Origin of the sequence: Advenella incenata, assembly GCF_004217095.1 — a bacterium.
Taxonomy (GTDB): domain Bacteria; phylum Pseudomonadota; class Gammaproteobacteria; order Burkholderiales; family Burkholderiaceae_B; genus Advenella; species Advenella incenata.
The window spans coordinates 1,000,582-1,022,648 of the sequence record NZ_SHKO01000001.1 but is presented as its reverse complement, the minus strand read 5'-3'; the positions used below and the strand labels follow the sequence as shown (position 1 = coordinate 1,022,648).

Genomic DNA, 22,067 nt, shown 5'->3' with positions numbered 1-22,067 from the left:
ATTGAAAGATGCCGGTTGGTGTTAGCCCGAAGGTTACACAGCCGCGGCGCCCCCCACGATTTCTGAAATTTCTTTGGTGATGGATGCCTGACGGGTTTTGTTGTAAACCAGTTGCAGCTCTCCAATCACTTTCTTTGCATTGTCCGATGCAGCCTTCATCGCCACCATCCGTGCCGACTGCTCTGACGCCATATTTTCCGCAACTGCCTGATACACAAGACCCTCAACGTAACGGGCCAGCAGATCGTCGATCACCGATTTGGCATCGGGCTCGAAGATATAGTCCCACTGATAGCTCGATTCGATTGCCGCCTCTTCGTCCTCGGCTTTTGCAGCACCGGCGACAAACGGATCTTTCAAGCCATCCGGCAACGGCAACAGGCGCATGATCGTTGGCTCCTGCTTCATGGTGTTCACGAAATGCGTGGACGCCACATAGAGGGCATCGATCTTGCCATCGAGGTAATCGTCAAGCTGTACCTTGAGGGCGCCGATCAGGCGTTCAAGATGCGGCTGATCACCAAGCTGCACTTCGTTGGATACCAGATTGCTACCGATACGCGTCAGCAGGCCCAACCCTTTATTACCCAGGGCAGTCGTCTGGACCTTGATACCCTTGGCTTCAAATTCCTTGAGACGCGCCAGCACCAGCCGGGAGATATTTGTATTCAGGCCACCGCACAGACCTTTGTCTGTGGTAACCAGCACTACACCCACTGCCTTGATATCTGTACGTTCTTCCATGTACGGATGGCGGTAGTCAGGATGCGTTTGCATCATGTGTGCAGCGATTTCGCGTACTTTCTTGGCATAGGGACGGCCGGCACGCATTCTTTCCTGCGCCTTGCGCATTTTGGATGCTGCCACCATTTCCATGGCCTTGGTGATCTTGCGCGTGTTTTGCACGCTCTTGATCTTCGTACGAATTTCCTTGATTCCAGGCATTTCGCTTTCCTGTTAAACCAATTTCAGGAAGGTGCACGGCAACAGGCCCTGCACCTCACGGACTTACTTAGTATGAACCACCAGTTTTGAAGCCGGCAACGATATCTTTCAATGCAGCTTCGTCTTCCTTGGACAGTTCTTTTGTATCTTCGATACGGCCGATCAGATCAGCGTGCTTGTTCTTCAGCTCGTCTTTCAGGCCTTTCTCGAAGGACAGAACCTTCTCGACTTCAACGTCATCCAGGTAGCCATTGTTCACGGCGTACAAGGAAACGGCCAGTTCCCAAACCTGCAGAGGTTGGTACTGAGGCTGTTTGAGCAGTTCAACCACGCGTTTACCACGCTCGAGCTGACGGCGTGTTGCGTCGTCAAGGTCGGAGGCAAACTGGGCAAAGGCCGCCAATTCACGATACTGGGCCAGGTCGGTACGAATACCACCGGACAGTTTTTTGATGACTTTGGTCTGCGCTGCACCACCAACCCGTGAAACGGAGATACCGGCGTTGATCGCTGGACGTACACCGGCGTTGAACAGATCGGTCTCAAGGAAGATCTGGCCGTCGGTAATTGAGATCACGTTGGTAGGAACGAAGGCAGAAACGTCGCCTGCCTGGGTTTCAATGATAGGCAGCGCAGTCAGAGAACCGGTTTTACCTTTCACTTCACCTTTAGTGAATTTTTCTACATAATTTTCGTTAACGCGAGCGGCGCGCTCAAGCAAACGGGAGTGCAGATAGAACACGTCACCAGGATAGGCTTCACGGCCAGGCGGGCGACGCAGCAACAGGGAAACCTGACGGTATGCCCAGGCCTGTTTGGTCAGATCATCATAAACGATCAGGGCATCTTCGCCGCGGTCGCGGAAATATTCACCCATGGTACAACCGGCATACGCTGACAGATACTGCATGGCAGCAGAGTCAGATGCAGTCGCTGCAACAACAATGGTGTATTCCAGCGCGCCCAGTTCTTCGAGCTTGCGCACAACGTTATTCACGGTAGACGCTTTCTGACCAATAGCAACGTAGACGCAGGTTACGTTCTTGCCTTTCTGGCTGATGATCGCATCAATGGCAACAGCGGTTTTACCTGTCTGGCGGTCACCAATAATCAGTTCGCGCTGACCACGGCCGATTGGCACCATGGAGTCGATTGATTTGATACCGGTTTGCAGAGGCTGGGAAACAGACTGGCGCTCAATAACGCCGGGAGCCACTTTCTCGATAATGTCCGTTGCTTTCGCGTTGATCGGACCTTTACCGTCGATGGGCTGACCCAGTGCGTTCACCACGCGGCCGCGCAATTCGGGGCCAACGGGTACTTCGAGAATACGACCGGTTGTTTTGACTTGGTCACCTTCGGATACGCCGGTGTAATCACCCAGAATAACGGCACCCACGGAATCACGCTCGAGGTTCAGAGCAAGACCGTAGACGTTATTGGGAAACTCCAGCATTTCGCCTTGCATCACATCGGAAAGACCGTGGACGCGTGTGATACCGTCGGTTACGGAAACAACCGTACCTTGCGTACGAACATCGGCAGAAGCGCCCAGGCCTTCAATACGGCTTTTGAGCAGTTCGCTGATTTCTGACGGATTGAGTTGCATGTTCAGACTCCTGAAATCCTGTTATGTATGGCGCTTAGTGAGCCGCCAGTGTGTCGCGCAGGCGGCTCAACTGAGCCTGCACGGAAGTATCTAATACCTGATCGCCTACTGTTACGCGAACGCCACCGATAAGCGATGGATCAACGGTAACAACCGGCTTCAGTTTAACGCCGAATCTTTTCTCCAGCCCGGCAATCAGTTCCTGCACCTGGGCTTCGGACATCTCGAAAGCACTGGTGATATCTGCCTGAGCAGTTCCATCATTGCGGTTTCTGAGCGCCTCGAACTGCTCGGCGATTTGTGGCAGGAGCAAAAGACGATCGTTTTCGATGAGCAGGTCGACGAAATTGCGCATTGGCTGCGACAAGGACGTTTTGAGCAGGCCCAGAAAAACGTCTTCTTTTGTTTTTCTTTCCAGTTGCGGATCTGACATCGCTTCACGCACATCTTTCATGCTTGAAAGCTGCGCGAGCTCATTGACGGCATCCGACCATGCAGCAAGACCTGCCGGATCATTTTTCGCAGAGGCAAAAAGCGCCTCGGCGTACGGACGGGCAACGGTTGATAGTTCTGCCATGGTATTTCCGAATTAAAGCTGTGCCTTGAGTTGGTTCAGCAACTCGGCATGCGTCTGAGGATTGACTTCGCGCTTGAGAATCTGCTCTGCGCCTTTGACGGCAAGGGCAGCTACTTCATCACGCAGGCTGTCCCGTACACGCTGCACTTCACGCTCGGCATCCTGTTGGGCCTGAGCGATGATGCGTGAACGTTCAGTTTCGGCTTCTCCGCGGGCAGCATCAACAATCGATGCAGCATGTTTTTCAGCGTCCTGCAAGCGAGCATGTGTTTGCTGCTTGGCATCGGCTTCGATCAGACTGATACGAGCCTGGGACTGAGCGAGATCCGCTTTGCCTTTGTCGGCTGCAGCCAGACCATCGGCAATCTTCTGACGACGTTCTTCAATGGCCTTGATCAGCGGAGGCCACACGAATTTCATCGTGAACCACGCCAGCACAAAAAAAACGAGCGTCTGGAAAAAGAGCGTCGCGTTTAAATTCACGGTCGTTTCCCTTCAATAATGGGCGGTTTCGCCTGGGCGAAATCCTGAAATTTACTTGAACTTTTGTCATTGGCGAACCCTGAATCTCAGGGTTCGCTATTCCATCTTGTTCACCACCATCCGAAGATGGCCTTACGTCTTGTTATCAGGCACCAAACGGGCTTGCGAACGCGAACAGCATGGCGATACCAACACCGATCAGGAACGCAGCGTCGATAAGACCAGCCAACAAGAACATTTTAGTTTGCAAAACGTTCATCAGTTCTGGCTGACGAGCGGATGCTTCGAGGTATTTACCGCCCATGATACCGATACCGATACATGCGCCGATAGCGCCCAGGCCGATGATGAAAGCGCAAGCAAGAGCAACGAAAGCTGCTGTGGTCATGACAACTCCTTGTGGTTATGAACCTAAAACAATTTAAAGATGGAAAATTACTGCTTAAAAACTGGCAGACCGGTTATTCATTTCCGATCTGCCGACTACGGCATAACAGAATCTGCTATGACGAAACCTTAGTGGCTCTCATGCGCCTGACCAAGATATACCAGGGTCAGCATCATGAAAATAAAGGCCTGGAGCAGGATGATCATGATATGGAAAATAGCCCATATTGATCCGGCCAGTACCTGGCCGATGCCAAGCCCGATATTCATTGCGGAAAAACCAGTCCACGCGCCGCCCAGCAGGGCAATCAGCATGAACAACAGTTCACCGGCGAACATATTACCGAACAACCGCATACCGAGAGAAACGGTTTTGGCAGCGTATTCGATGATATTGAGCAACAAATTGAAAGGCGACAACAGGACAGCGGCAAAGCCATGCGCATGAAACGGCGCAGTAAACAGGTCTTTTATGAAACCGCCGGCGCTCTTGATTTTGATACCGTAGTAAAAAGACAGCAGCAGCACAGCCAGGGACATTCCCATGGGAACGTTCAGGTCGGCAGTAGGAAGAATACGATGATAATACAGGGGACCATGCGCATCATGGTCACCGGTCAGGCCCAGCCAGCCGAAAATGGCGCCAGGCAAATCAACCGGAATGAGGTCAAGCGTGTTCATCAGCGTGACCCACAAAAACACGGTCAGCGCCAATGGCGCGATGTACTTGCGTGATACTTCATTATGAACAATGCTTTTGGCCTGGTCGTTGACCATATCAACAACCATTTCGACGCCGGCCTGAAAGCGACCAGGTACGCCATTGGTTGCGCGGCGGGCTGCCAGCCATAGAAGGAATACGACAACCAGACCCGTGGCCAGAGACCAGAACACGGAGTCGTAATTGATGACACTCATATCCAGAATGCTGGTTTGAGGATGACCCGTATTGTTCAGGTGCGCCAGGTGATGCTGGACATAAGCTGACTGAGGCGATACTTCGGCAGATGCAGCCATTTAGTACGTACTCCAAATTCGCAGCCGGTTCAGGCTGCATTTTGATTTATCCCATTTATGTCTGACTACCTGAGTTTATTCAACACAAGCAGCAGGACATACCCCTTCAATACAACAACAAGCCCAATCAGCAATGCAGGCCAGACAAGGTAGGTTCCCGCGAACCTGACCACCAGAGCCAGCAATGCCAGCGTGCCGCCAATCTTCAGCGCTTGCGTCCAGAAGAACGTAAGCGCACCGGTGTTAGCCTGACTGTAAATCTTTACAAGCATATGAAGAGCAGCGAACGAGGATGGGATCAGATAAATCAACCCCCCGGCCAGCGCCGATAGCGCTGCATAGCCCCCCGCGACAAGCCAGCTTATCAGTGCCGTTACCAGCAGCAAAGCTGCTTGCGCCAGCACCAGATTAACCAGGCCCCTTGCCGCCCTTGCGTTCATTCTGGCCCGCTCTTGTGGAGTCAGACTCAGTGGACGCGCTTCCTGTGGCGTTGCTTGTGCTTTTTCTGACATTACCGGCGCAGCCTTTCCTACTGCGGTGTGTTGGTTATTGGCAACGGGTGTATCTGTAGATAACCCGGACTGCAAAACCGACCTTTCCGGCAAATGCTTCGTACGATCTGGCCCGATGGCTTTCGCTGGATGATTCATGCCGATGGATGATTCATAAGTAAAGCCCCCGCGCCGTTCATGACGGTTTTTAGCATTCAGTTAAGCCATAGAAGTATATCGTATATTTCAAGTCATAGGCAAGACGCGGGGACGTTTTCTTACATATTATTGAAGGCAGGTGCACGCTTGTTAACGAAGGCGTCCATTCCCTCTTTCTGGTCCTTTGTCGCAAACGTTGCGTGAAATACACGGCGCTCAAACAACAATCCCTGCTCAAGTGTTGTTTCCAGCGCCACATTGACGCATTCCTTGGCCATCATGAGCGTGGTTTGCGACATGCTGGCCATGCCCTGTGCGATCTTGATCACTTCGTCGAGAAAATTCTCGACCGGCAGGACACGGGCAACCAGCCCGGCGCTTTCTGCTTCCTTGGCGTCCATCATGCGGCCGGTAAGCACCAGATCCATGGCTTTGGCCTTGCCCACGGCGCGAGTCAGCCGTTGCGTGCCGCCCAGACCGGGAATCGTACCCAGCTTGATTTCGGGCTGACCGAAGCGGGCGCTCTCGGCCGCATAGATGGTGTCGCACATCATGGCCAGCTCGCAACCGCCGCCCAGGGCATAACCGGAGACCGCCGCGATGACTGGCTTGCGAATGACATTTTTCATGGTTTCCCAATCGCCGCCAATGTAATTGCTCTTGTAGACATCCATATAATCCCAGTCTTTCATGGCAGAGATATCTGCGCCGGCAGCAAATGCCTTGTCGGAGCCGGTCAATACAATGACATTGACGCTGCTGTCTGCCTGCATGGCCAGCAGGGCCTGGCTGAGCACCTGCATCAGTTCATTGCTAAGCGCATTCAGGACCTTGGGACGATTGATGGTAATGACGCCGACAGCGCCTTCGACACGTGATACGACAAATTCTTCTGACATGTTTCGGTCTCCCTGTGAGTATTCGGATATTCACTGAAATTGTGTCGAATATTGTAGCCACTGAATGGTCAGAAAACGACAAACCTTCGGTTTTTGCTATAGTTACTTACTTAATCTTCCAATTTTACAGAATCAGCATGCCCACCGTTTCCTATCAGATCACACCCGCAGACCCCGCCGCTCATTATTTTGATGTTCAGGTCACCATTGACAACCCCGACCGTCGGGGCCAGGTTGTGTCGCTGCCGGCATGGATTCCCGGCAGCTATCTGATACGGGATTTTTCCCGGCATATTCACAGCCTGACTGCCAAGACCGGCAGATCTGCGCTGGCCATAAAAAAACTGGATAATCACACGTGGCAAGTGGCGCCCTGCTCCCGGCGCCTGACGCTCTCTTATCGGGTGTACGCCTGGGATCTATCGGTGCGCTGCGCCCATCTGGATCAGACACACGGCTTTTTCAACGGCACCAGCGTTTTTCTGAAAGTACATGGCCGCGAAAAGCAACCATGCCAAGTGACGATTGAACCGGGCAGCAGCACCCGCCACTGGCGCGTTTATACCAGCCTGCAACCGGCACGCCGGGGCCGACAGACAACCCTGCCCCACCGCTTCGGGGTCTATCAGGCACCCGATTACGATGCCCTGGTGGACCATCCGGTCGAGATGGGCACGCCGCACGTGGAAACGTTCACCGTATGCGGGGCCAAACATGAAATGGTGTTTACCGGCGTGTTGCCCAACGTCGACTTCAAACGCATTGCACGCGATACCGCGAAAATCTGCGAAACCCAGATCCGTTTTTTTGAGCCGCGCAGCCAGCGCGCACCGTTTCTGGACAGCGCCGACCGCTATGTATTCATGACTTATGTGACCGGAAAGGATTATGGCGGCCTGGAGCATCGCGCATCTACCGCGCTGGTGGCGTCCCGCCAGGACCTGCCCGTGATCGGCAACGATGAACGCAGCGAAGGCTATACCGGTTTTCTCGGACTGGTCAGCCACGAGTATTTTCACACCTGGAATGTCAAGCGCATCAAGCCGCAGGCCTTTGTTCCCTATGACCTGTCCCGGCCCAATCTGACCAGCCTGCTGTGGATTTTCGAAGGATTCACGTCGTACTACGATGACCTGATGCTGCTGCGCGCCGGTGTTGTGGATGAAAACGACTATCTGCGACTATTGGCCAAGACCATTACCGGGGTGCATCGGGCGCCGGGGCGCTTTATGCAAAGCGTGGCCGACAGCTCCTTTGACGCATGGAATCGCTATTACCGCCAGGACGAGAGCTCCATCAACAATATCGTCAGCTACTACACAAAGGGGTCCCTGGTTGCGCTGGCGCTGGATTTGAGCATTCGCAACGCCACCGGCAACCGCAAATCGCTGGACGACGTCATGCGGTTACTGTGGGATCGTTATGGCCGCCGCTTTTACCAGTCACGCCAGCGCGGCTTGCAGGAGCATGAATTTGCTGGCCTGCTCAAGCAGGCGACGGGCGTGGATTTGCAGCCATTCATTGAGGCGGCCACCGAACAAACAGACGATTTGCCGCTGGCCTCGTTGCTGCAAAAACAAGGCATCAACCTGTCCTGGCAGACCGAGCGCCGAGCGCCAGGCATTGGCGCCACCCTGCGGGCCACGGCTAGCGGCGAACCGGGCCTGGCGCAGGTACTTGAAGGCGGCGCAGCGCATGCAGCGGGCCTATCGGCCGGTGATATTCTGCTGGCCATGGACGGGCTGCGCATTGAAACGGCAAACTGGGACAAGCTGCTGGACCGTTACCAGCCGGGACAGCAAGTCCTTATTCATTATTTCAGACGTGATGAACTGCGCAGTACGCAACTGACGCTGCAGGCGCCAGCTAATGACAAGTGCAATTTAATCAGGCAAACACCCGGCCAGGACAGCAATTAACGATCGCGTGCTGCACATACGGGGCATGCGGGATTGCGCTCCAGCAGCAGCGTTTGCCATTGCATGGTTAGCGCATCGAGCATCATCAGCCGACCGCGCAGGTTCTCGCCCGCATCCAGCAGCGTTTTGATGGTTTCTGCCGCCTCTACGCTGCCGATGATACCAACCAGCGGCGCAAAGACGCCCATGGTGGCGCAGTTATCCGTCGGTAAATTGTCAGAGGGAGGAAATGCGCAGGCGTAACAGGGCGAGTCTGCGTGGCGTGTATCAAACACCGTTACCTGGCCGGCAAACCGGATAGCCGCGCCCGACACAAAGGGCTTGGACTGCGCAACGCACACTTCATTGATGGCCTGGCGCGTGCGGAAATTATCGGTGCAATCCACGATCATATCGACCCCGGCCAGCAGTTGCCCCAGGCGATCGGTATCGACCCGCTCGACGACCGTATCCACCACGCACTCGGGATTGATCTGGCCAATGGCTGCAAGCGCTGATTCTGCCTTGCTCTGGCCGATACGCGCAGTGGTATGGATGATCTGACGCTGCAAATTCGACAGCTCGACCTGATCATCGTCGACCAGCACCAGCCGGCCCACGCCGGCAGAGGCCAGATACGCAGCCACTGGCGAGCCCAGGCCACCGAGCCCGAGGATCAGCACAGAACTGGCAAGCAGCTTTTCCTGCCCCGCGATGCCGATGGCCTCAAGCATCAGATGTCGCGCATAACGCAGCAACTGGTTATCATCCATTGGCTATTTTCCTGCAGGCTGCGCGGGTGCTGCTGGCTTGACAGCATCGGCCGGCGCCTTGCGATCGGCTGGTGGTGGCGCAGAAGGCGCGGCCTTGTCAGGCTGATCTGCATCAGCGGGCTCGCGCTTATCGGGTTCGTTGCTCACTGGCTTGTCACCCTGATCCTGTCCCGGTTTGCCGGCATCACCAGAAGCCGCGTCAATGGACTTTTTCTCTGCCTGCTTTTCCTTCTCGCTCAACTGCTTCTCGGCAACCGGCGCACCGCCTTTGACCGGTTTGCCCAGTAGTTTGTTCACCGCCTGCGCTAACTGAAAATCATCCGCCGAGCCAAACTCAAAGACTTGCTGGTCCTCTGCCTTTTCATCGGGCTTAATGGAGGTGGTGCCCTTGACTTCACCGTTTTCACCAGCCTGATCATTGCTCAGATGCTCGGCCAGGTCGGCCTCACGTGGGAAGCTGAACAGATCGCCCTTTTCAGTGTCCGTCACCACAAGATCCGGAACAATGCCGGTGGCCTGGATGGACCGGCCGGAAGGGGTGAAATAACGTGCCGTCGTCAGCTTGAGCGCTGTGTTGTCATCCAGCGGCATGACTACCTGGACCGAGCCCTTGCCGAAACTGCGGTTCCCCATTACCGTGGCACGCTTATGATCCTGCAGCGCACCGGCGACAATTTCCGCAGCTGACGCCGAGCCGACATTGATCAATACCACCATGGGAACCGTTTTGGTCCAGGCTGGCAGATCTTTCAGATAATCACTTGAATTGTGAACATAGTCCCGTGCATCGGCCTTGAACACATGCGAATCCTGATCGTCACGAGACTTGGTGGACACCACATTGATGCCAGGCTTAAGAAATGCTGCCGACACCCCGATGGCGCCGGTCAACAACCCGCCCGGATCGTTGCGCAAGTCAAGCACCAGGCCTTTGGGCTTGCCCTTGGCGTCCAGCTGCTTCAAGTGCGTCGCCAGATCGGGACCGGTACGCTCCTGGAACTGCGATACACGCACATACGCGATGGCTTCGGGCAGCATTTTGCTGCGCACGCTTTGCACCTTGATCACAGCGCGGACCAGATCAAAATCCAGCTGTTTGCCTGTGGATGAGCGGCTGACTGAAAGCTTGATCGACGTACCCACGTCTCCCCTAAGATTTTTCACCACATCGTTCAGTGGCTTGCCTTCCATGCTTTCGCCATTGATGCCGGTAATGATGTCGCCTGGCATGATGCCGGCCTTGGCCGCTGGCGTATCTTCAATGGGCGAAATAATTTTCACAAAGCCCTTTTCAGGACCGATCTCAATGCCCAGACCACCGAACTCGCCATCGGTGGACACCCGCATCTCTTCATACTCAAGTTCATCCAGATAGGCCGAATGCGGGTCCAGGTCCTGAACCATGCCCTTGATCGCAGACTCGATCAGCTTCTGGTCCTCTATCGGCTCTACGTAGCTGTTTTTGATCGCGGCATATACGCGCGCGAAACGCTGCAATTCGGCAAATGGCAACGACTCTTCGGCAGGCAGCGGGGCGTGAGTCTCGGGTGCGGGAATCTGCCGCACCGGATTGGCCGGCTTTTGCTGAGACAAAGCCACCGGCGAATAGGCGATGCCAGCCTGAATCAGCCCGATGATAATTACATATGACAACTGGCGCACTGCAAACAATTTCATAGCGTCTTCCGGATAAATGCGCGGCACCGTTACCGGGCCAGCCAGCTCATGGGATCTACCGGAGTAGACCCTTGTCTGATTTCAAAATAGAGGCCAGGGTCAACCTGCCCCCCCGTAGCGCCGACACGGGCAATGGTCTCGCCAATGCGTACACGGTCGCCCACCCTTTTGCTCAGGCTCTGATTGTAACCATACACACTCAGATACCCATTCTGGTGATCCACAATAATGAGATTACCAAACCCCTGAATCCATGACGCATAAACGACGCTGCCGCTGCCAACCGCCTTGACCGGCACGCCGTTGCCCGCCCGAATCAGAATACCGCGCCAGACATCGCCCGTATCTGGACGCGGCGTGCCGAAGCGACCCTGCACACTGCCACGTACGGGCCAGGGCGCACCACGCTGCAGACCGGCATTGCCAGACGAGGCTTCTGCAGCGGCCTTGCGCTCATCTTCGCGCGCTTTCTGGGCCAGCCGCACTTGCTCTTCAGCCTTCAGGCGCGCCAGACGGGCCTTCTCGCGATCGATTTCCAGATTTTCCCGCTGTATCCGCGCCAGCGCCAACTGCTCCTGCGCCGCTGCCGCAGAACGGCTGGCGGTGTTCAGGTCGGGCGAAGGCGGTACGCCAGCGCCGGCTGAGGGTGCGTTTTCGCGGGCGCGCCGCAGTGCCTCGGACTGCTCTTCGGCCGTCATATAGGCGCGTTGCTCTGCTTCCCGGGCCGCCTGAGCCTGACGCGCCGCCTGTTCGGCGCGCCTTGCCGCAAGCGTCGCCTGCCGCGCGGCTTCACGCGCGGCCTGCTCACGGGCCTGTTGCAGCGCCTTGCGTCGCGCGGCCTCACGGGCCTCGCGCTCGATCGCGGCACGACGAATGGCCTCGCGCTGTTTGACAATGCTGCCCTGAATATCATCAATAAGCGCGTTCAGGCGCTTGTCGTCCCGCGCCAGCTTGCCAGCCTGGGACCGCCGCGCTTTCAGATCTTCTTCAACTCTGGCCAGGACCGCCGCGTGCTTTTGTTTTTCCTGCTCCAGATCAGCCTTGCTTTTTTCTGCATCATCAGCCAATTTCTGCAACGTTTTCTGGTGATCCGCCACCTTCTTTTTGACCGCATCAAGACGGGCGATTTCAGTGTTGAGCGCTTCAACAGCCTGAGTTCTGGCCTTGGCCACATAACTGAGGTAGGTCAGATCACGGCCGATTTTCTGCGCATCATCGCCGGAGAGCAGCGCAGCCCATGGCGAAACGCCGTGGGTGTACTGGGACTTGAGCTGCTCTGCCAGTTCCTGGCGGCGTTGCTCCATGAGCGCCTGCTGTCCAGCCTGCTCCTGGCGCAGCTCGTCCAATTCCCTCTCGGTCTTGTCTCGCTGGCTGTCCAGATCATCAAGCCTGGCATTGAGCCGGGAAATTTCGGTCTCGGACTGACGCAGCGATTCGGTGACATCCTTGCGATCGCTTTCAGATTCATCGATCCGCTTTTGCACTTGCGCGATTTTTTCCTGAAGGTCGCGACGCAATTGTTCGGCATTCTGCTGCTGTTTGGTCAGCGAAGAAATGGACTGCGCCCCCGCCGGCTCGCCGGCAAGCAGCGCCAGGCAGGCAAGCGTTGCACTGCCGAGCAAACGCAATGACGGCAAGGGGCCGGGTCCACTCATGATGCCTTCCCTATGACCGGCATGCAGACAGAAGACGCAACTTGCGTAAGACCCGGATCACGTCAGTCCTTTTTGGCCTTTCCCTGGGCCGCAACAGCTGCCATGGCCGCAGCGATGGCTTCCTGATCGCCCAGATAGTAGTGTTTAATGGGCTTGAGGTTCTCATCGAGCTCATAGACCAGCGGCTGGCCGGTAGGGATATTCAGATTGACGATATCGTCTTCAGAGACCTGATCCAGGTGCTTGATCAACGCCCGCAGACTATTGCCGTGAGCCGAAATAAGCACATTGCGGCCGGCCTTGATCGCCGGCGCTATGGAGTCGTTCCATAAAGGCAAGACCCGCTCCACGGTATCTTTCAGGCATTCGGTTGCCGGCAGATCGGCAGGGGCAATGCGACCATAGCGTGCATCAAAGCGCGGATGACGTTCGTCATCGCCGTCCAGCGGTTCTGGCGCAATGGCATAGGCCCGGCGCCATACGAGCACCTGCTCATCACCATATTTTTGTGCTGTTTCCGCCTTGTTCAAGCCCTGCAACGCACCATAGTGCCGTTCATTCAGGCGCCAGCTGGGATGCACAGGCGTATACATGGCATCCATGGCATCCAGAGCAATCCAGAGGGTGCGGATCGCGCGTTTTAACACAGATGTGAATGCCAGATCGAAGGTGTAGCCTTCTTTTTTGAGCAACTGACCGGCTTCCCAGGCTTGCTGGCGGCCGGTTTCAGTCAGATCGACGTCTTTCCAGCCGGTAAACCGGTTTTCAAGATTCCACTGGCTTTCGCCATGGCGCATTAACACTAGCTTATACATTATTGATTCCCGCAAGACAAACTGAAAAACTGTACCGGGTTGAAAATCGGCCCGCCGCGTGCCTGCGGCCCGGGTCAACCATTAATTTTCCTCTATTTTACAGAAGTCTTATCGCGAATAGGCGAGCTATTTTATAATCAGTAAATTCAGCGTTTGAAAAACGCATTTTCAGGATTCATTGTGGATTTTCTTTTTTATCAGAACTCGATTTACTTTCTCATTTTTCTGCTGGTCTCTGGCGCACTGCTGGCTTTCCCCCTGCTGCGCAAACAGGGCAAGGGCAATACCGGGCTGAGCGTTAAAGACGCGGTCAACCTGGTCAACCGTGAAAATGCGGTGTTTGTCGACCTTCGTCCCGCCGATAGCTATCGCAGCGGCTCTATTCCTTCTGCGCGCAATCTGCCTGCAGCCGACTTTGATCAGAAAGCCGGCACCCTGCCGCGCAATAAACCACTGATCCTGGTATGTGACAATGGGCGTGAATCGGCCAAAATGGCAGATGTGCTGCGCAGCAAGAACACCGAAAACGTGTACTCGCTGGCCGGCGGCATGGGCGCCTGGAAGGCCGACGGCATGCCCGTCAAGCAACACAGCTGATGTCATTGCCGCGGTCGCCAAGGCGACGGCGCACCGTATCCATTGCTACACAAAGAACAGATAAGGCTCATGATGAAAAAAGTGACCATGTATTACAAGCAGACCTGCCCCTACTGCGTGCGCGCAGAAAAATTATTGCGTGAACGCGGCGTGAACGATCTGGAGAAAATCAGCATTGACACAAACCGGGAGCAGCGGGCTGCTATGATTGAACGATCCGGCGGGCGCACAACCGTGCCGCAAATCTTCATCGATCAGGCGCATATCGGCGGCTGTGACGATCTGATGGCCCTTGACCGCGACGGAAAACTGGTTACCATGCTGGGTGCATGACCCGCTTATTTTTGAAATTTACATCATTTAGGAAGTTATATGGCTGACGAAAACAACGCTGCATCGAACAACGACGCGACAGGAACAGATCCGGTATTCGCGATGCAACGCGTCTATCTCAAAGACCTTTCGCTGGAAATGCCCAACGCACCGCAAATCTTCCTGGAACAGGAAACACCGAACGTTGAAGTGTCTCTGAACGTCGGCGGCGAGCGCCTGGCCGATACCGTTTTCGAAGCGACAGTAACCGTGACAATCACAACCAAGATTGGCGACAAGACACTGTATCTGGTCGAAGGCACGCAAGCAGGTATTTTTGAAATTGCCAATGTACCTGAAGAACAGTTCGAGCCGCTCATCGGCATTGTCTGCCCGACCATGCTGTTTCCTTACCTGCGCGCCAACGTAGCCGATGCCATCAACCGCACCTCACTGCCCCCGCTGCATCTGGCCGAAGTGAACTTCCAGGCATTGTATGAGCAACGCGCTCAGGAAGCACAAAGCCAGGCTGGCGGCAATGGCGCGCCAGACAGTGGTTCAGGCATCTATGTGCCTCCCGGTACAACACGTCAATAAACGCTCATGACGCCTGCGCCCTCGCCGTTGTCATTGCGCGTGCTCGTTCTTGGAGCAGGCAGTTGGGGCACAGCGCTGGCGCATACCGCCTGCAATAATGCCCAGACCATGGTCTGGGCGCGTGACCCGGAAACGGCACGACACATTAACCAGCAGCATCGCAATCCGCGATATCTGCAGGATATTCCCCTACCGCCCGGCCTGCTTGCCAGCGACAATCTGGACCAGGCGTTTGCGTTTCTGCAAGAGGCGTCAACCTCCCTGATTATCCTGGGCACCCCTGTGGCCGCCATCGCCCACACCTGTACTATTTTGCGCGAGCGCCTGCCTGCTGCCGGCCTGCACACAACGCCTGTGCTGTGGACCTGCAAGGGATTCGAACAACAAACTGCGCGGCTGCCTCACGAAGTGGTGCAGGCCATTCTTGATGATATCGTCCCTTATACCGGCGTGCTGTCCGGCCCCTCGTTTGCGCGTGAAGTGGCGCAGGGTCTGCCGGTTGCACTCACTGTGGCCAGCCGCCATGAGTGCGTGAGGGCACGCGCCACCGAAGCCCTGCATGCGGGCAATACCCGCATTTACCGAAGCCAGGACGTGGTTGGCGTTGAAGTGGGCGGCGCCATGAAAAACGTTATTGCGATTGCGTGTGGCATTGCCGATGGCCTGGCATTGGGCATGAATGCGCGCGCGGCGCTCATTACCCGTGGACTGGCTGAAATGAGCCGCCTGGGTCTGGCGCTGGGCGGCGAGGCCGCCACCTTCAGCGGGCTGACCGGGCTGGGCGATCTTGTCCTGACGGCAACCGGAGACCTGTCGCGTAACCGCCAGGTGGGCGTCGCGCTGGGCCAAGGTCAGGACCTGGAGGCGATCCTGTCATCAGGCATGACCGCCGAAGGCGTTCGCTGCGCCCGGGCCGCCCTGACCCGCGCACGCGGGCTGAATATTGATATGCCTATCACCGAAGCCGTCTGCGCTGTGCTGTTCGACAAAGTATCCCCGCTACAGGCCGTATCCCGGCTGTTATCGCGCGAATCGCGCAGCGAATAGCGCAGTAGCTCCAGCGCCGTCGGCTGGCAACGTTATGATCACATTTGCCATCGGGCTGCATCGCAGCGCGCATGCTTAACGTACCGCCCGCCGGATGGCGCTGACCGGCACCAGGGTCTCGCCCGCCGCATTTTGTCTTACCGGCTTGCACCAGGCGTGTCCATACGCCACCTCTAATGACAAGCGTAATAATCCATCTTCTGCGCGCCCGGCCTCAAGGGCCTCGCGCAAACGCCGGTACCACGCCCGCCCCTTAAGTCCGTCGCCACGCGCTTCGCTGGGATTCCCACCCAGCCCGCGCACATCCTTGAGCAGCGCATCTACAGTGCGATAGGTCAGCGTAATCACTTCCTGATCCATGACCGGATCCATAAACCCATTTTCCAGCAGAATATCGCCGAAATCATGCATATCGACAAATTGCATGGTCTGGGTCTGGATACCCGCTGCCGCTACGGCGCTGCGCACTTCGCGAAAAGTGCTAGGACCAAGACAGGAAAACATGGCCAGACCGCTATTGCTCAGGACCCGACGCCATTCACGGATGACATCATGCGGTTGCTGATGCCAATGCAGCGCCAGATTGGACCACACCATATCAACCGACTCAGCAGCCATGGGCATGGCTGCCATATCGGCCAGCGCGAAGGAAAAACCTTGCCGGCCCTTGATTTTTTGTACGATAGACTTGAGCCCTTTGGGTACATAATGGCTCTGACAATGTTCAATAAAGGGCGCACAATGATCCACGCCGATGATTGATGCCTGCGGGTAGCGCGCCGCCAGCAGATAAAGCGCATTGCCGGGGCCGCAACCGGCATCGACGATCCGCTCGGGCGCCACTTTGATATAGCCCAGGCGGTCGATCATGCGCGTGGCGATTTCATCATAGAAAAAGCGCGCGTCTTCCAGCGTGCCACGACGGGCAAACTGCTGACGAACATGCGTCATGTTGATGGGCAGCCGGGAAGCCGAATGAATTAGCTGGGACATTGGTATCACAAACCCGATTGATGCCAGAACTGCAATCTGGCAGATTATGCAATCTGCCATTGTAATGAAGGTGACCAGTCATGACTGCCGCCAGGCCGTTTTCCCCACGATTTTCCCATTTGCGCGCGCGCCTGCCCGCTGCCATCGGGGCCGCGTGTGCACTGTGCAATGGCCCGGCGCCAATCGGGCAACTCTGCTCGGGGTGTACGCGCGACCTGCGGCATTCCATGCGTCATCACCCGTGGCGCTGTGCCCGCTGCGCTTTGGCATTGCCGGCGCCGGGCCCATGCCCGGACTGCGCCGACCAAAGGCCATCGCTGGAAAAAGTCATTGCCGCCTTTGACTATATTTACCCGGCAGACAGCCTGATTCTGCGCTATAAAAACGCCCGTCAGTTTCAGCTGGCCGCCGCTTTCGCGGCGCTGGCTGTTGATGCCATACAACTGGCAAGCCCGGGGGGCGACTGCCCACCATGGCCTGCCCTGACCCCGCTGATCCCGATCCCCGGCAGCCACCGCTCGCTGCGAAGGCGTGGCTTTAATCCGGCCGGCGAGTTCGCTAGCAGACTGGGCCGGTTGTTAAACATGCCCGTGCTGCACTCACTGCTATACCGGGAACCCGACCACCTGAAGCAAAGTACGCTGAACCGCCGGCAGCGACGCGCCAATACCGCGCATCTGTATTATTGCGCTCGAAATATCCGTATGCCGTATGCGGTTCTGGTGGACGACGTGCTGACCACGGGCAGCACACTCAATACCGCCGCCAGGGCGCTCATCGCAGCTGGCGCACAGCGGGTATTTGCCGTGGTCATCGCCAGAACACCCTACGTCGCCCGCGACGAGCCCGAAGGTAGCGGTTTGCCGGATACCCTTTCGAGCCCGGACTGATCAGCGCACGACTGACGGCGCAGCGAAGCGGCACGGCGCACGCATCCGTCGCACTCCTGGTGGAGCCTGGTCAGTTGCCGAAAAGCCAGCCGATACCCCGACAAGGTCTGCCAACGCCGCTGGCTTCTATCGGATGCCCTCCGTATACCGCAGCTAGAGCGGTGCCGCTACCGTGTCTTTTGAATTGGGGTTTTCCATTATTTTCTCAATAGTCAGGAATACGTTATTTAACTATTGAGAAATTGACGTTATTCTGCGTTTCTCTTCTTCTTTTCCAGCAGGCACATGCTTTCTCAATCAGACAAAGGCGGCGCCGATCGCGCGCTTTACATTCTGTCGGTTTTCGCCAAAATCGAACGGCCAGTTACCGTGGCCGAGTTGATCACGCTTACTGGCTTGCCACAGAGCACGCTTTACCGGCAACTGACGCTACTGAAAAAGTGGGGGTTTGTTTTCGAGTCACAGGGCCAATACATGCCCGGCCCCGCATGTCTGCCGTTGGCGTGGGGATTCAGTCAGTCGTCTTTTCTTTTGCAACATGCACGCAGAGATATGCTGACCCTGTCCACCCAGACCGGTGAATCGGTCGGCATACTGGTTGCGCTGGATGCAATGGCGGTCTGCCTGGATATGGTCGAAAGCACAAATTCCCTGCGCTGTTCGTTCGTCAAGGGGCGCTCGCTGCCATTGGTCCGCGGAGCATCAGCCAAATCCCTGCTGGCCTTTCTGCCCGCAGCCAAACAGCAGGTGATTGTGCAGGAAGCCGTACAGCAGAATTTGCTGACCGGCACGCAGGCTGAGCAATTGGCGACAGATTTGCGCCAGATTCAGCTGCAAGGTTTTGCGGTATCCGAAGGTGAAGTCGATGACGGGGTCTGGGGCGTCAGCGCCCCGCTCTTTCAGCACAAACGGATCGCGCTTGGATCCATTACGCTGATGGCGCCCACTGCCCGGGCCCTGCCACGAAGTCAGCAACTGATTGATGCAACCGTGAAGGCTGCAGCCAATATTTCAACCACGCTTAAAGCGCTCCTGGTTTAACTCACGTGAAGGAACTTCCATGAAGACATTTTTTCTTAGCGGTCTGCTGGCTCTTGGCCTGGCAGCACCCACCCTTTCTGTCGCTGCCGATGCGCCATTGCGCGTGGTCACCGACGCCACCTTTCCACCCATGGAATTTTTCCAGGACGGCAAACCTACCGGTTTTGATATCGAGCTGATTCATGCGCTGGGCAAGGAAATGAACCGCCCGATAGAATTGACCAACATTGACTTCAAGGGCCTGATTCCTGCTATTGTGTCCGGTCGCGCAGATGCAGCCATCTCAGGCATCTACATTACGCCCGAGCGTAAAAATGTGGTGGACTTCACCGATTCGTACTACGCGGGCGGCCTGGTCGTACTGACCAAGAAAGACAACAATATCAAAAACATCAAGGACCTGGATGGCAAGAAAGTCTCGGTCCAGGTAGGGACAAAATCGGTCAACTATCTGACCGAGCACTTCCCCGAAATCAAGCGCGTCGAAGTGGAAAAGAATGAGGAAATGTTCAACCTGGTCAAGATCGGTCGCGCCGATGCGGCAGTGACCGGCAGGCCGGCCGCCAAACTCTACGCCCAGCACAATCCGGACTTCGTCGTTCTGGACGAGCAAATCACCACTGAAGAATACGGCGTTGCCGTCAGCAAATCACAATCGCAAGTGCGTGATGCGCTGAACGCAGCGTTAAAGAATATCCGTGACAACGGTACCTACCAGAAGATCGTGGACAAATGGTTTGAGGCCAAATCATGAATCTGGATTTCTCTCCTGTCCTCTCCGGCTGGGAACCGTTGTTGCGCGGAACCCTGGTGACCATTGAGGTCACTGCCGGTGCATTGCTGCTCTCGTGCATCGTCGGTCTGCTCATCGGTATCGGGCGCCTGAATCCCGAGCGCAAATTTATCTATATGCTGTGCAGTACTTATCTGACGATTTTCCGCGGCACGCCCCTGCTGGTGCAGCTATTTATCTGGTTCTTCGGCCTGCCGCAATTTGGCATTCTTTTGCCGGCCTACCTGTGCGGCGTACTGGGACTGGGCATGTATTCGGCCTCGTATGTCTCCGAAGTGGTGCGCGGTTCCATTCAATCGGTGGACAAGGGCCAGGGCGAAGCGGCCAGATCACTGGGCATGTCCGCGCGCCAGGCCATGCGCAAAATCATTCTGCCGCAGGCGCTGGTCCGCATGATCCCGCCATTGGGCAACGAGTTTATCGCGCTTATTAAAAACTCAGCCCTGGTGTCTTTGCTGACGATTCACGATGTGATGCATGAAGGCCAGAAAATTATCAGCGTGTCATATCGTTCGCTTGAAACGTATCTGGTCATTGCCCTCATTTATCTGGTGCTGACCGCCACCGCAATGTTCATATTGCGCAAAGTAGAAAACTCACTCAAAGCCGGAGGAATGGTTCAATGACGCCATCCATGATTCATCTTGATCGCGTTGAAAAATTCTACGGCGATCATCAAGTGCTCAAGGGCGTCAGCCTGGATATTGCTCGGTCCTCTGTCGTGGTCCTGATCGGGCCCAGTGGCTCGGGCAAAAGCACCCTGTTGCGCTGCTGCAATGGCCTGGAAACCGCGCAAAAAGGCAATATCACGATCAACGGACAAGCGCTGCTCAAGGACGGCAAACTGATTGCCGAAAAAGACCTGAATGCATTGCGCATGAACGTTGGCATGGTGTTCCAGTCGTTCAATCTGTTTCCCCATCTGTCGGTACTGGACAATGTCACGATTGCGCCCAGGACGTTGAAAAAAACCACCGATGCCGATGCGCGAAAACTCGCATTGTCATTGCTGGAAAAAGTCGGCTTAAAGGAAAAAGCCCAGGCGATGCCGGCCAGCCTGTCCGGCGGCCAGAAGCAACGCGTGGCCATCGCGCGGGCGCTGGCCATGGAGCCGGAGGTCATGCTGTTTGACGAACCCACCTCGGCGCTGGATCCCGAACTGGTAGGGGAGGTACTGCAGGTCATGAAAATGCTGGCCAGCGAGGGCATGACCATGCTGGTCGTTACCCACGAGATGGGCTTTGCCCGCGATGTAGCCGACAAGGTGGTGGTCATGGATCACGGCGTGATCCTTGAAGAAGATATCCCCTCTGTCATCTTTACACAGCCGGCGCATGAACGTACCCGTTCATTTTTGCAGGCAGTGCTGAACGCTTGAATTTCACTTATCATAATGACAAAAGCAATATTTTCCTGGCACGGCAGAGTAGATGCTGCCGAACGTGGCGATACCTGCCGGCTTCACCAGATTGCCCAGCCACTGGGCGATACCCTTCCTGACTCCCTGAACGGGCAAGCCGTTGTTCTGGGGTTTTGCTGCGACGAAGGCGTCAATCGCAACCATGGCCGCATGGGCGCACGCCAGGCGCCAGATCATGTGCGTCGGGCGCTTGCGGGCCTACCAGCCCATAAACTGCAACGTCTTTACGATGCAGGCGATATTGGCTGCGACGATAATAATCTGGAACTGGCACAAAGCCGGCTGGCAAACAGGATCGGCACGCTATTGAACACATCCGCACGCCTGGCCGTCATCGGCGGCGGCCATGAAATTGCCTACGGCAGTTACCTGGGACTGGATCAGCATTTGCAGGCAACGGCGCAGCCGGGGACCGTGCTGGTGCTGAATCTGGATGCGCATTTTGATTTACGCACCAGTCGGCCCGGCAGTTCGGGCACCCCGTTCGATCAGGTATTGGAACATGCAACACAACACGGCCGGTCTGTTCGTTATTGCTGCTTGGGCGTCTCGCTCCTGTCCAACACGCCTGCCCTGTTCGAGCGTGCACGGGAACTGGACGTTGCCTATCTGGAAGACACGCAGATGCAGGAAAGCCAGTTGCCGCAGATCCGGCAATTTGTGGCTGCGCAATTGCAAGAGGTATCTCATCTTTATCTGACCATTGATATGGACGTGCTGCCGGCCTGGCAGGCGCCCGGTGTATCGGCGCCAGCCGCTTACGGCGTCAGCCTGACGGTCATCGAAGCCATCCTGGGTATGGTCAAGGAGTCGGGCAAGCTGCGACTACTGGATATCGCGGAGGTCAACCCTGAGTATGACCATGACGGGCTGACGGCAAAAACCGCTGCAAGGCTGATCTGGCGGTATCTGCAACCGGCATGATGCAAAATATCAAGGCGCTGCAGGCCGCAACGGGCTGGCAGTGCCAGTAGCACCAGGTTCAACGACGG

General features: G+C 56.1%; 24 protein-coding genes. 11 read left to right on the top strand and 13 right to left on the bottom strand.

Annotated elements, in window-relative coordinates; translation table 11 throughout:
- Positions 1-33 precede the first annotated feature (33 nt).
- The 8 genes from atpG to EV681_RS04600 form a co-directional block, all read right to left on the bottom strand.
- Positions 34-945: a F0F1 ATP synthase subunit gamma gene (atpG, locus tag EV681_RS04635; RefSeq protein ID WP_128395600.1), complete on the bottom strand. Its 912-nt coding sequence runs from the start codon at positions 943-945 to the stop codon at positions 34-36.
- A 67-nt stretch (positions 946-1,012) separates the two neighbouring features.
- Positions 1,013-2,554, bottom strand: a complete 1,542-nt coding sequence (gene atpA, locus EV681_RS04630; RefSeq protein WP_128395599.1) for a F0F1 ATP synthase subunit alpha — start codon at positions 2,552-2,554, stop codon at positions 1,013-1,015.
- Positions 2,555-2,588: 34 nt separating this feature from the next.
- Positions 2,589-3,131, bottom strand: coding sequence for a F0F1 ATP synthase subunit delta (locus EV681_RS04625; protein WP_128395598.1), 543 nt, complete (start codon positions 3,129-3,131; stop codon positions 2,589-2,591).
- A gap of 12 nt (positions 3,132-3,143) precedes the next feature.
- Complete coding sequence (locus EV681_RS04620; RefSeq protein ID WP_024005178.1) at positions 3,144-3,614, bottom strand: F0F1 ATP synthase subunit B; 471 nt, start codon at positions 3,612-3,614, stop codon at positions 3,144-3,146.
- Between the two features lie 145 nt (positions 3,615-3,759).
- Positions 3,760-4,002: a F0F1 ATP synthase subunit C gene (atpE, locus tag EV681_RS04615; protein WP_014749574.1), complete on the bottom strand. Its 243-nt coding sequence runs from the start codon at positions 4,000-4,002 to the stop codon at positions 3,760-3,762.
- Positions 4,003-4,130: 128 nt separating this feature from the next.
- Complete coding sequence (gene atpB, locus EV681_RS04610) at positions 4,131-5,018, bottom strand: F0F1 ATP synthase subunit A (protein ID WP_128395597.1); 888 nt, start codon at positions 5,016-5,018, stop codon at positions 4,131-4,133.
- Positions 5,019-5,083: 65 nt separating this feature from the next.
- On the bottom strand, positions 5,084-5,530 hold the full coding sequence (locus EV681_RS04605) for an ATP synthase subunit I (protein ID WP_128395596.1): 447 nt from the start codon (positions 5,528-5,530) through the stop codon (positions 5,084-5,086).
- A gap of 257 nt (positions 5,531-5,787) precedes the next feature.
- Complete coding sequence (locus EV681_RS04600; RefSeq protein WP_130303390.1) at positions 5,788-6,567, bottom strand: enoyl-CoA hydratase; 780 nt, start codon at positions 6,565-6,567, stop codon at positions 5,788-5,790.
- 137 nt (positions 6,568-6,704) lie between these two features.
- Here EV681_RS04600 and EV681_RS04595 point away from each other — a divergent pair, with 137 nt between their 5' ends.
- The gene (locus EV681_RS04595; RefSeq protein WP_130303389.1) at positions 6,705-8,486 is read left to right on the top strand and encodes a M61 family metallopeptidase; all 1,782 of its coding nucleotides are present in this window, start codon (positions 6,705-6,707) and stop codon (positions 8,484-8,486) included.
- Here the strand turns inward: EV681_RS04595 and EV681_RS04590 are convergent.
- From EV681_RS04590 to gpmA, 4 genes are all read right to left on the bottom strand, one after another.
- A complete protein-coding gene (locus EV681_RS04590; RefSeq protein ID WP_130303388.1) occupies positions 8,483-9,238 on the bottom strand; it encodes a HesA/MoeB/ThiF family protein in 756 nt (251 codons plus the stop codon). The two genes, EV681_RS04595 and EV681_RS04590, sit on opposite strands and share 4 nt — an antisense overlap.
- Before the next feature lie 3 nt (positions 9,239-9,241).
- The gene (locus tag EV681_RS04585; protein ID WP_130303387.1) at positions 9,242-10,915 is read right to left on the bottom strand and encodes a S41 family peptidase; all 1,674 of its coding nucleotides are present in this window, start codon (positions 10,913-10,915) and stop codon (positions 9,242-9,244) included.
- A gap of 29 nt (positions 10,916-10,944) precedes the next feature.
- Positions 10,945-12,570: a murein hydrolase activator EnvC family protein gene (locus EV681_RS04580; RefSeq protein WP_130303386.1), complete on the bottom strand. Its 1,626-nt coding sequence runs from the start codon at positions 12,568-12,570 to the stop codon at positions 10,945-10,947.
- A 62-nt stretch (positions 12,571-12,632) separates the two neighbouring features.
- Positions 12,633-13,385 (bottom strand): 2,3-diphosphoglycerate-dependent phosphoglycerate mutase, encoded by a 753-nt coding sequence (gene gpmA, locus EV681_RS04575; protein WP_128395590.1) that lies wholly within the window; start codon positions 13,383-13,385, stop codon positions 12,633-12,635.
- A gap of 180 nt (positions 13,386-13,565) precedes the next feature.
- On the opposite strand from gpmA, the gene EV681_RS04570 reads away from it, so the two are divergent.
- The 4 genes from EV681_RS04570 (at position 13,566) to EV681_RS04555 (ending at position 15,938) form a co-directional block, all read left to right on the top strand.
- On the top strand, positions 13,566-13,982 hold the full coding sequence (locus tag EV681_RS04570; protein WP_242612136.1) for a rhodanese-like domain-containing protein: 417 nt from the start codon (positions 13,566-13,568) through the stop codon (positions 13,980-13,982).
- Between the two features lie 72 nt (positions 13,983-14,054).
- Positions 14,055-14,315: a glutaredoxin 3 gene (gene grxC, locus EV681_RS04565; RefSeq protein ID WP_128395893.1), complete on the top strand. Its 261-nt coding sequence runs from the start codon at positions 14,055-14,057 to the stop codon at positions 14,313-14,315.
- Between the two features lie 39 nt (positions 14,316-14,354).
- Complete coding sequence (secB, locus tag EV681_RS04560) at positions 14,355-14,891, top strand: protein-export chaperone SecB (RefSeq protein WP_128395588.1); 537 nt, start codon at positions 14,355-14,357, stop codon at positions 14,889-14,891.
- A gap of 6 nt (positions 14,892-14,897) precedes the next feature.
- The gene (locus EV681_RS04555) at positions 14,898-15,938 is read left to right on the top strand and encodes an NAD(P)H-dependent glycerol-3-phosphate dehydrogenase (protein ID WP_128395587.1); all 1,041 of its coding nucleotides are present in this window, start codon (positions 14,898-14,900) and stop codon (positions 15,936-15,938) included.
- A 75-nt stretch (positions 15,939-16,013) separates the two neighbouring features.
- Here the strand turns inward: EV681_RS04555 and EV681_RS04550 are convergent, their stop codons facing one another.
- On the bottom strand, positions 16,014-16,931 hold the full coding sequence (locus EV681_RS04550; RefSeq protein WP_130303385.1) for a methyltransferase domain-containing protein: 918 nt from the start codon (positions 16,929-16,931) through the stop codon (positions 16,014-16,016).
- A gap of 80 nt (positions 16,932-17,011) precedes the next feature.
- On the opposite strand from EV681_RS04550, the gene EV681_RS04545 reads away from it, so the two are divergent.
- From EV681_RS04545 to hutG, 6 genes are all read left to right on the top strand, one after another.
- Entirely contained in the window at positions 17,012-17,821 is an 810-nt protein-coding gene (locus tag EV681_RS04545; protein WP_128395585.1) for a ComF family protein, read from the top strand.
- Positions 17,822-18,106: 285 nt separating this feature from the next.
- Positions 18,107-18,862: an IclR family transcriptional regulator gene (locus EV681_RS04540; RefSeq protein WP_130303384.1), complete on the top strand. Its 756-nt coding sequence runs from the start codon at positions 18,107-18,109 to the stop codon at positions 18,860-18,862.
- A 19-nt stretch (positions 18,863-18,881) separates the two neighbouring features.
- Positions 18,882-19,616: a transporter substrate-binding domain-containing protein gene (locus EV681_RS04535; protein WP_130303383.1), complete on the top strand. Its 735-nt coding sequence runs from the start codon at positions 18,882-18,884 to the stop codon at positions 19,614-19,616.
- Positions 19,613-20,281: an amino acid ABC transporter permease gene (locus tag EV681_RS04530; protein WP_128395582.1), complete on the top strand. Its 669-nt coding sequence runs from the start codon at positions 19,613-19,615 to the stop codon at positions 20,279-20,281. The genes EV681_RS04535 and EV681_RS04530 overlap by 4 nt, the downstream gene beginning before the upstream one ends.
- A gap of 8 nt (positions 20,282-20,289) precedes the next feature.
- On the top strand, positions 20,290-21,033 hold the full coding sequence (locus tag EV681_RS04525; RefSeq protein WP_128395892.1) for an amino acid ABC transporter ATP-binding protein: 744 nt from the start codon (positions 20,290-20,292) through the stop codon (positions 21,031-21,033).
- 15 nt (positions 21,034-21,048) lie between these two features.
- Positions 21,049-21,999 (top strand): formimidoylglutamase, encoded by a 951-nt coding sequence (gene hutG, locus EV681_RS04520; RefSeq protein ID WP_130303382.1) that lies wholly within the window; start codon positions 21,049-21,051, stop codon positions 21,997-21,999.
- Positions 22,000-22,067: the final 68 nt, after the last annotated feature.

Bases quoted from the DNA above. Each gene is read 5' to 3' on its own strand.
- atpG (WP_128395600.1), bottom strand. From the start codon at position 945: ATGCCTGGAATCAAGGAAATTCGTACGAAGATCAAGAGCGTGCAAAAC.
- atpA (WP_128395599.1), bottom strand. From the start codon at position 2,554: ATGCAACTCAATCCGTCAGAAATCAGCGAACTGCTCAAAAGCCGTATT.
- EV681_RS04625 (WP_128395598.1), bottom strand. From the start codon at position 3,131: ATGGCAGAACTATCAACCGTTGCCCGTCCGTACGCCGAGGCGCTTTTT.
- atpE (WP_014749574.1), bottom strand. From the start codon at position 4,002: ATGACCACAGCAGCTTTCGTTGCTCTTGCTTGCGCTTTCATCATCGGC.
- atpB (WP_128395597.1), bottom strand. From the start codon at position 5,018: ATGGCTGCATCTGCCGAAGTATCGCCTCAGTCAGCTTATGTCCAGCAT.
- EV681_RS04605 (WP_128395596.1), bottom strand. From the start codon at position 5,530: ATGTCAGAAAAAGCACAAGCAACGCCACAGGAAGCGCGTCCACTGAGT.
- EV681_RS04600 (WP_130303390.1), bottom strand. From the start codon at position 6,567: ATGTCAGAAGAATTTGTCGTATCACGTGTCGAAGGCGCTGTCGGCGTC.
- EV681_RS04595 (WP_130303389.1), top strand. From the start codon at position 6,705: ATGCCCACCGTTTCCTATCAGATCACACCCGCAGACCCCGCCGCTCAT.
- EV681_RS04590 (WP_130303388.1), bottom strand. From the start codon at position 9,238: ATGGATGATAACCAGTTGCTGCGTTATGCGCGACATCTGATGCTTGAG.
- EV681_RS04585 (WP_130303387.1), bottom strand. From the start codon at position 10,915: ATGAAATTGTTTGCAGTGCGCCAGTTGTCATATGTAATTATCATCGGG.
- EV681_RS04580 (WP_130303386.1), bottom strand. From the start codon at position 12,570: ATGAGTGGACCCGGCCCCTTGCCGTCATTGCGTTTGCTCGGCAGTGCA.
- gpmA (WP_128395590.1), bottom strand. From the start codon at position 13,385: ATGTATAAGCTAGTGTTAATGCGCCATGGCGAAAGCCAGTGGAATCTT.
- grxC (WP_128395893.1), top strand. From the start codon at position 14,055: ATGAAAAAAGTGACCATGTATTACAAGCAGACCTGCCCCTACTGCGTG.
- secB (WP_128395588.1), top strand. From the start codon at position 14,355: ATGGCTGACGAAAACAACGCTGCATCGAACAACGACGCGACAGGAACA.
- EV681_RS04555 (WP_128395587.1), top strand. From the start codon at position 14,898: ATGACGCCTGCGCCCTCGCCGTTGTCATTGCGCGTGCTCGTTCTTGGA.
- EV681_RS04550 (WP_130303385.1), bottom strand. From the start codon at position 16,931: ATGTCCCAGCTAATTCATTCGGCTTCCCGGCTGCCCATCAACATGACG.
- EV681_RS04545 (WP_128395585.1), top strand. From the start codon at position 17,012: ATGACTGCCGCCAGGCCGTTTTCCCCACGATTTTCCCATTTGCGCGCG.
- EV681_RS04540 (WP_130303384.1), top strand. From the start codon at position 18,107: ATGCTTTCTCAATCAGACAAAGGCGGCGCCGATCGCGCGCTTTACATT.
- EV681_RS04535 (WP_130303383.1), top strand. From the start codon at position 18,882: ATGAAGACATTTTTTCTTAGCGGTCTGCTGGCTCTTGGCCTGGCAGCA.
- EV681_RS04530 (WP_128395582.1), top strand. From the start codon at position 19,613: ATGAATCTGGATTTCTCTCCTGTCCTCTCCGGCTGGGAACCGTTGTTG.
- EV681_RS04525 (WP_128395892.1), top strand. From the start codon at position 20,290: ATGATTCATCTTGATCGCGTTGAAAAATTCTACGGCGATCATCAAGTG.
- hutG (WP_130303382.1), top strand. From the start codon at position 21,049: ATGACAAAAGCAATATTTTCCTGGCACGGCAGAGTAGATGCTGCCGAA.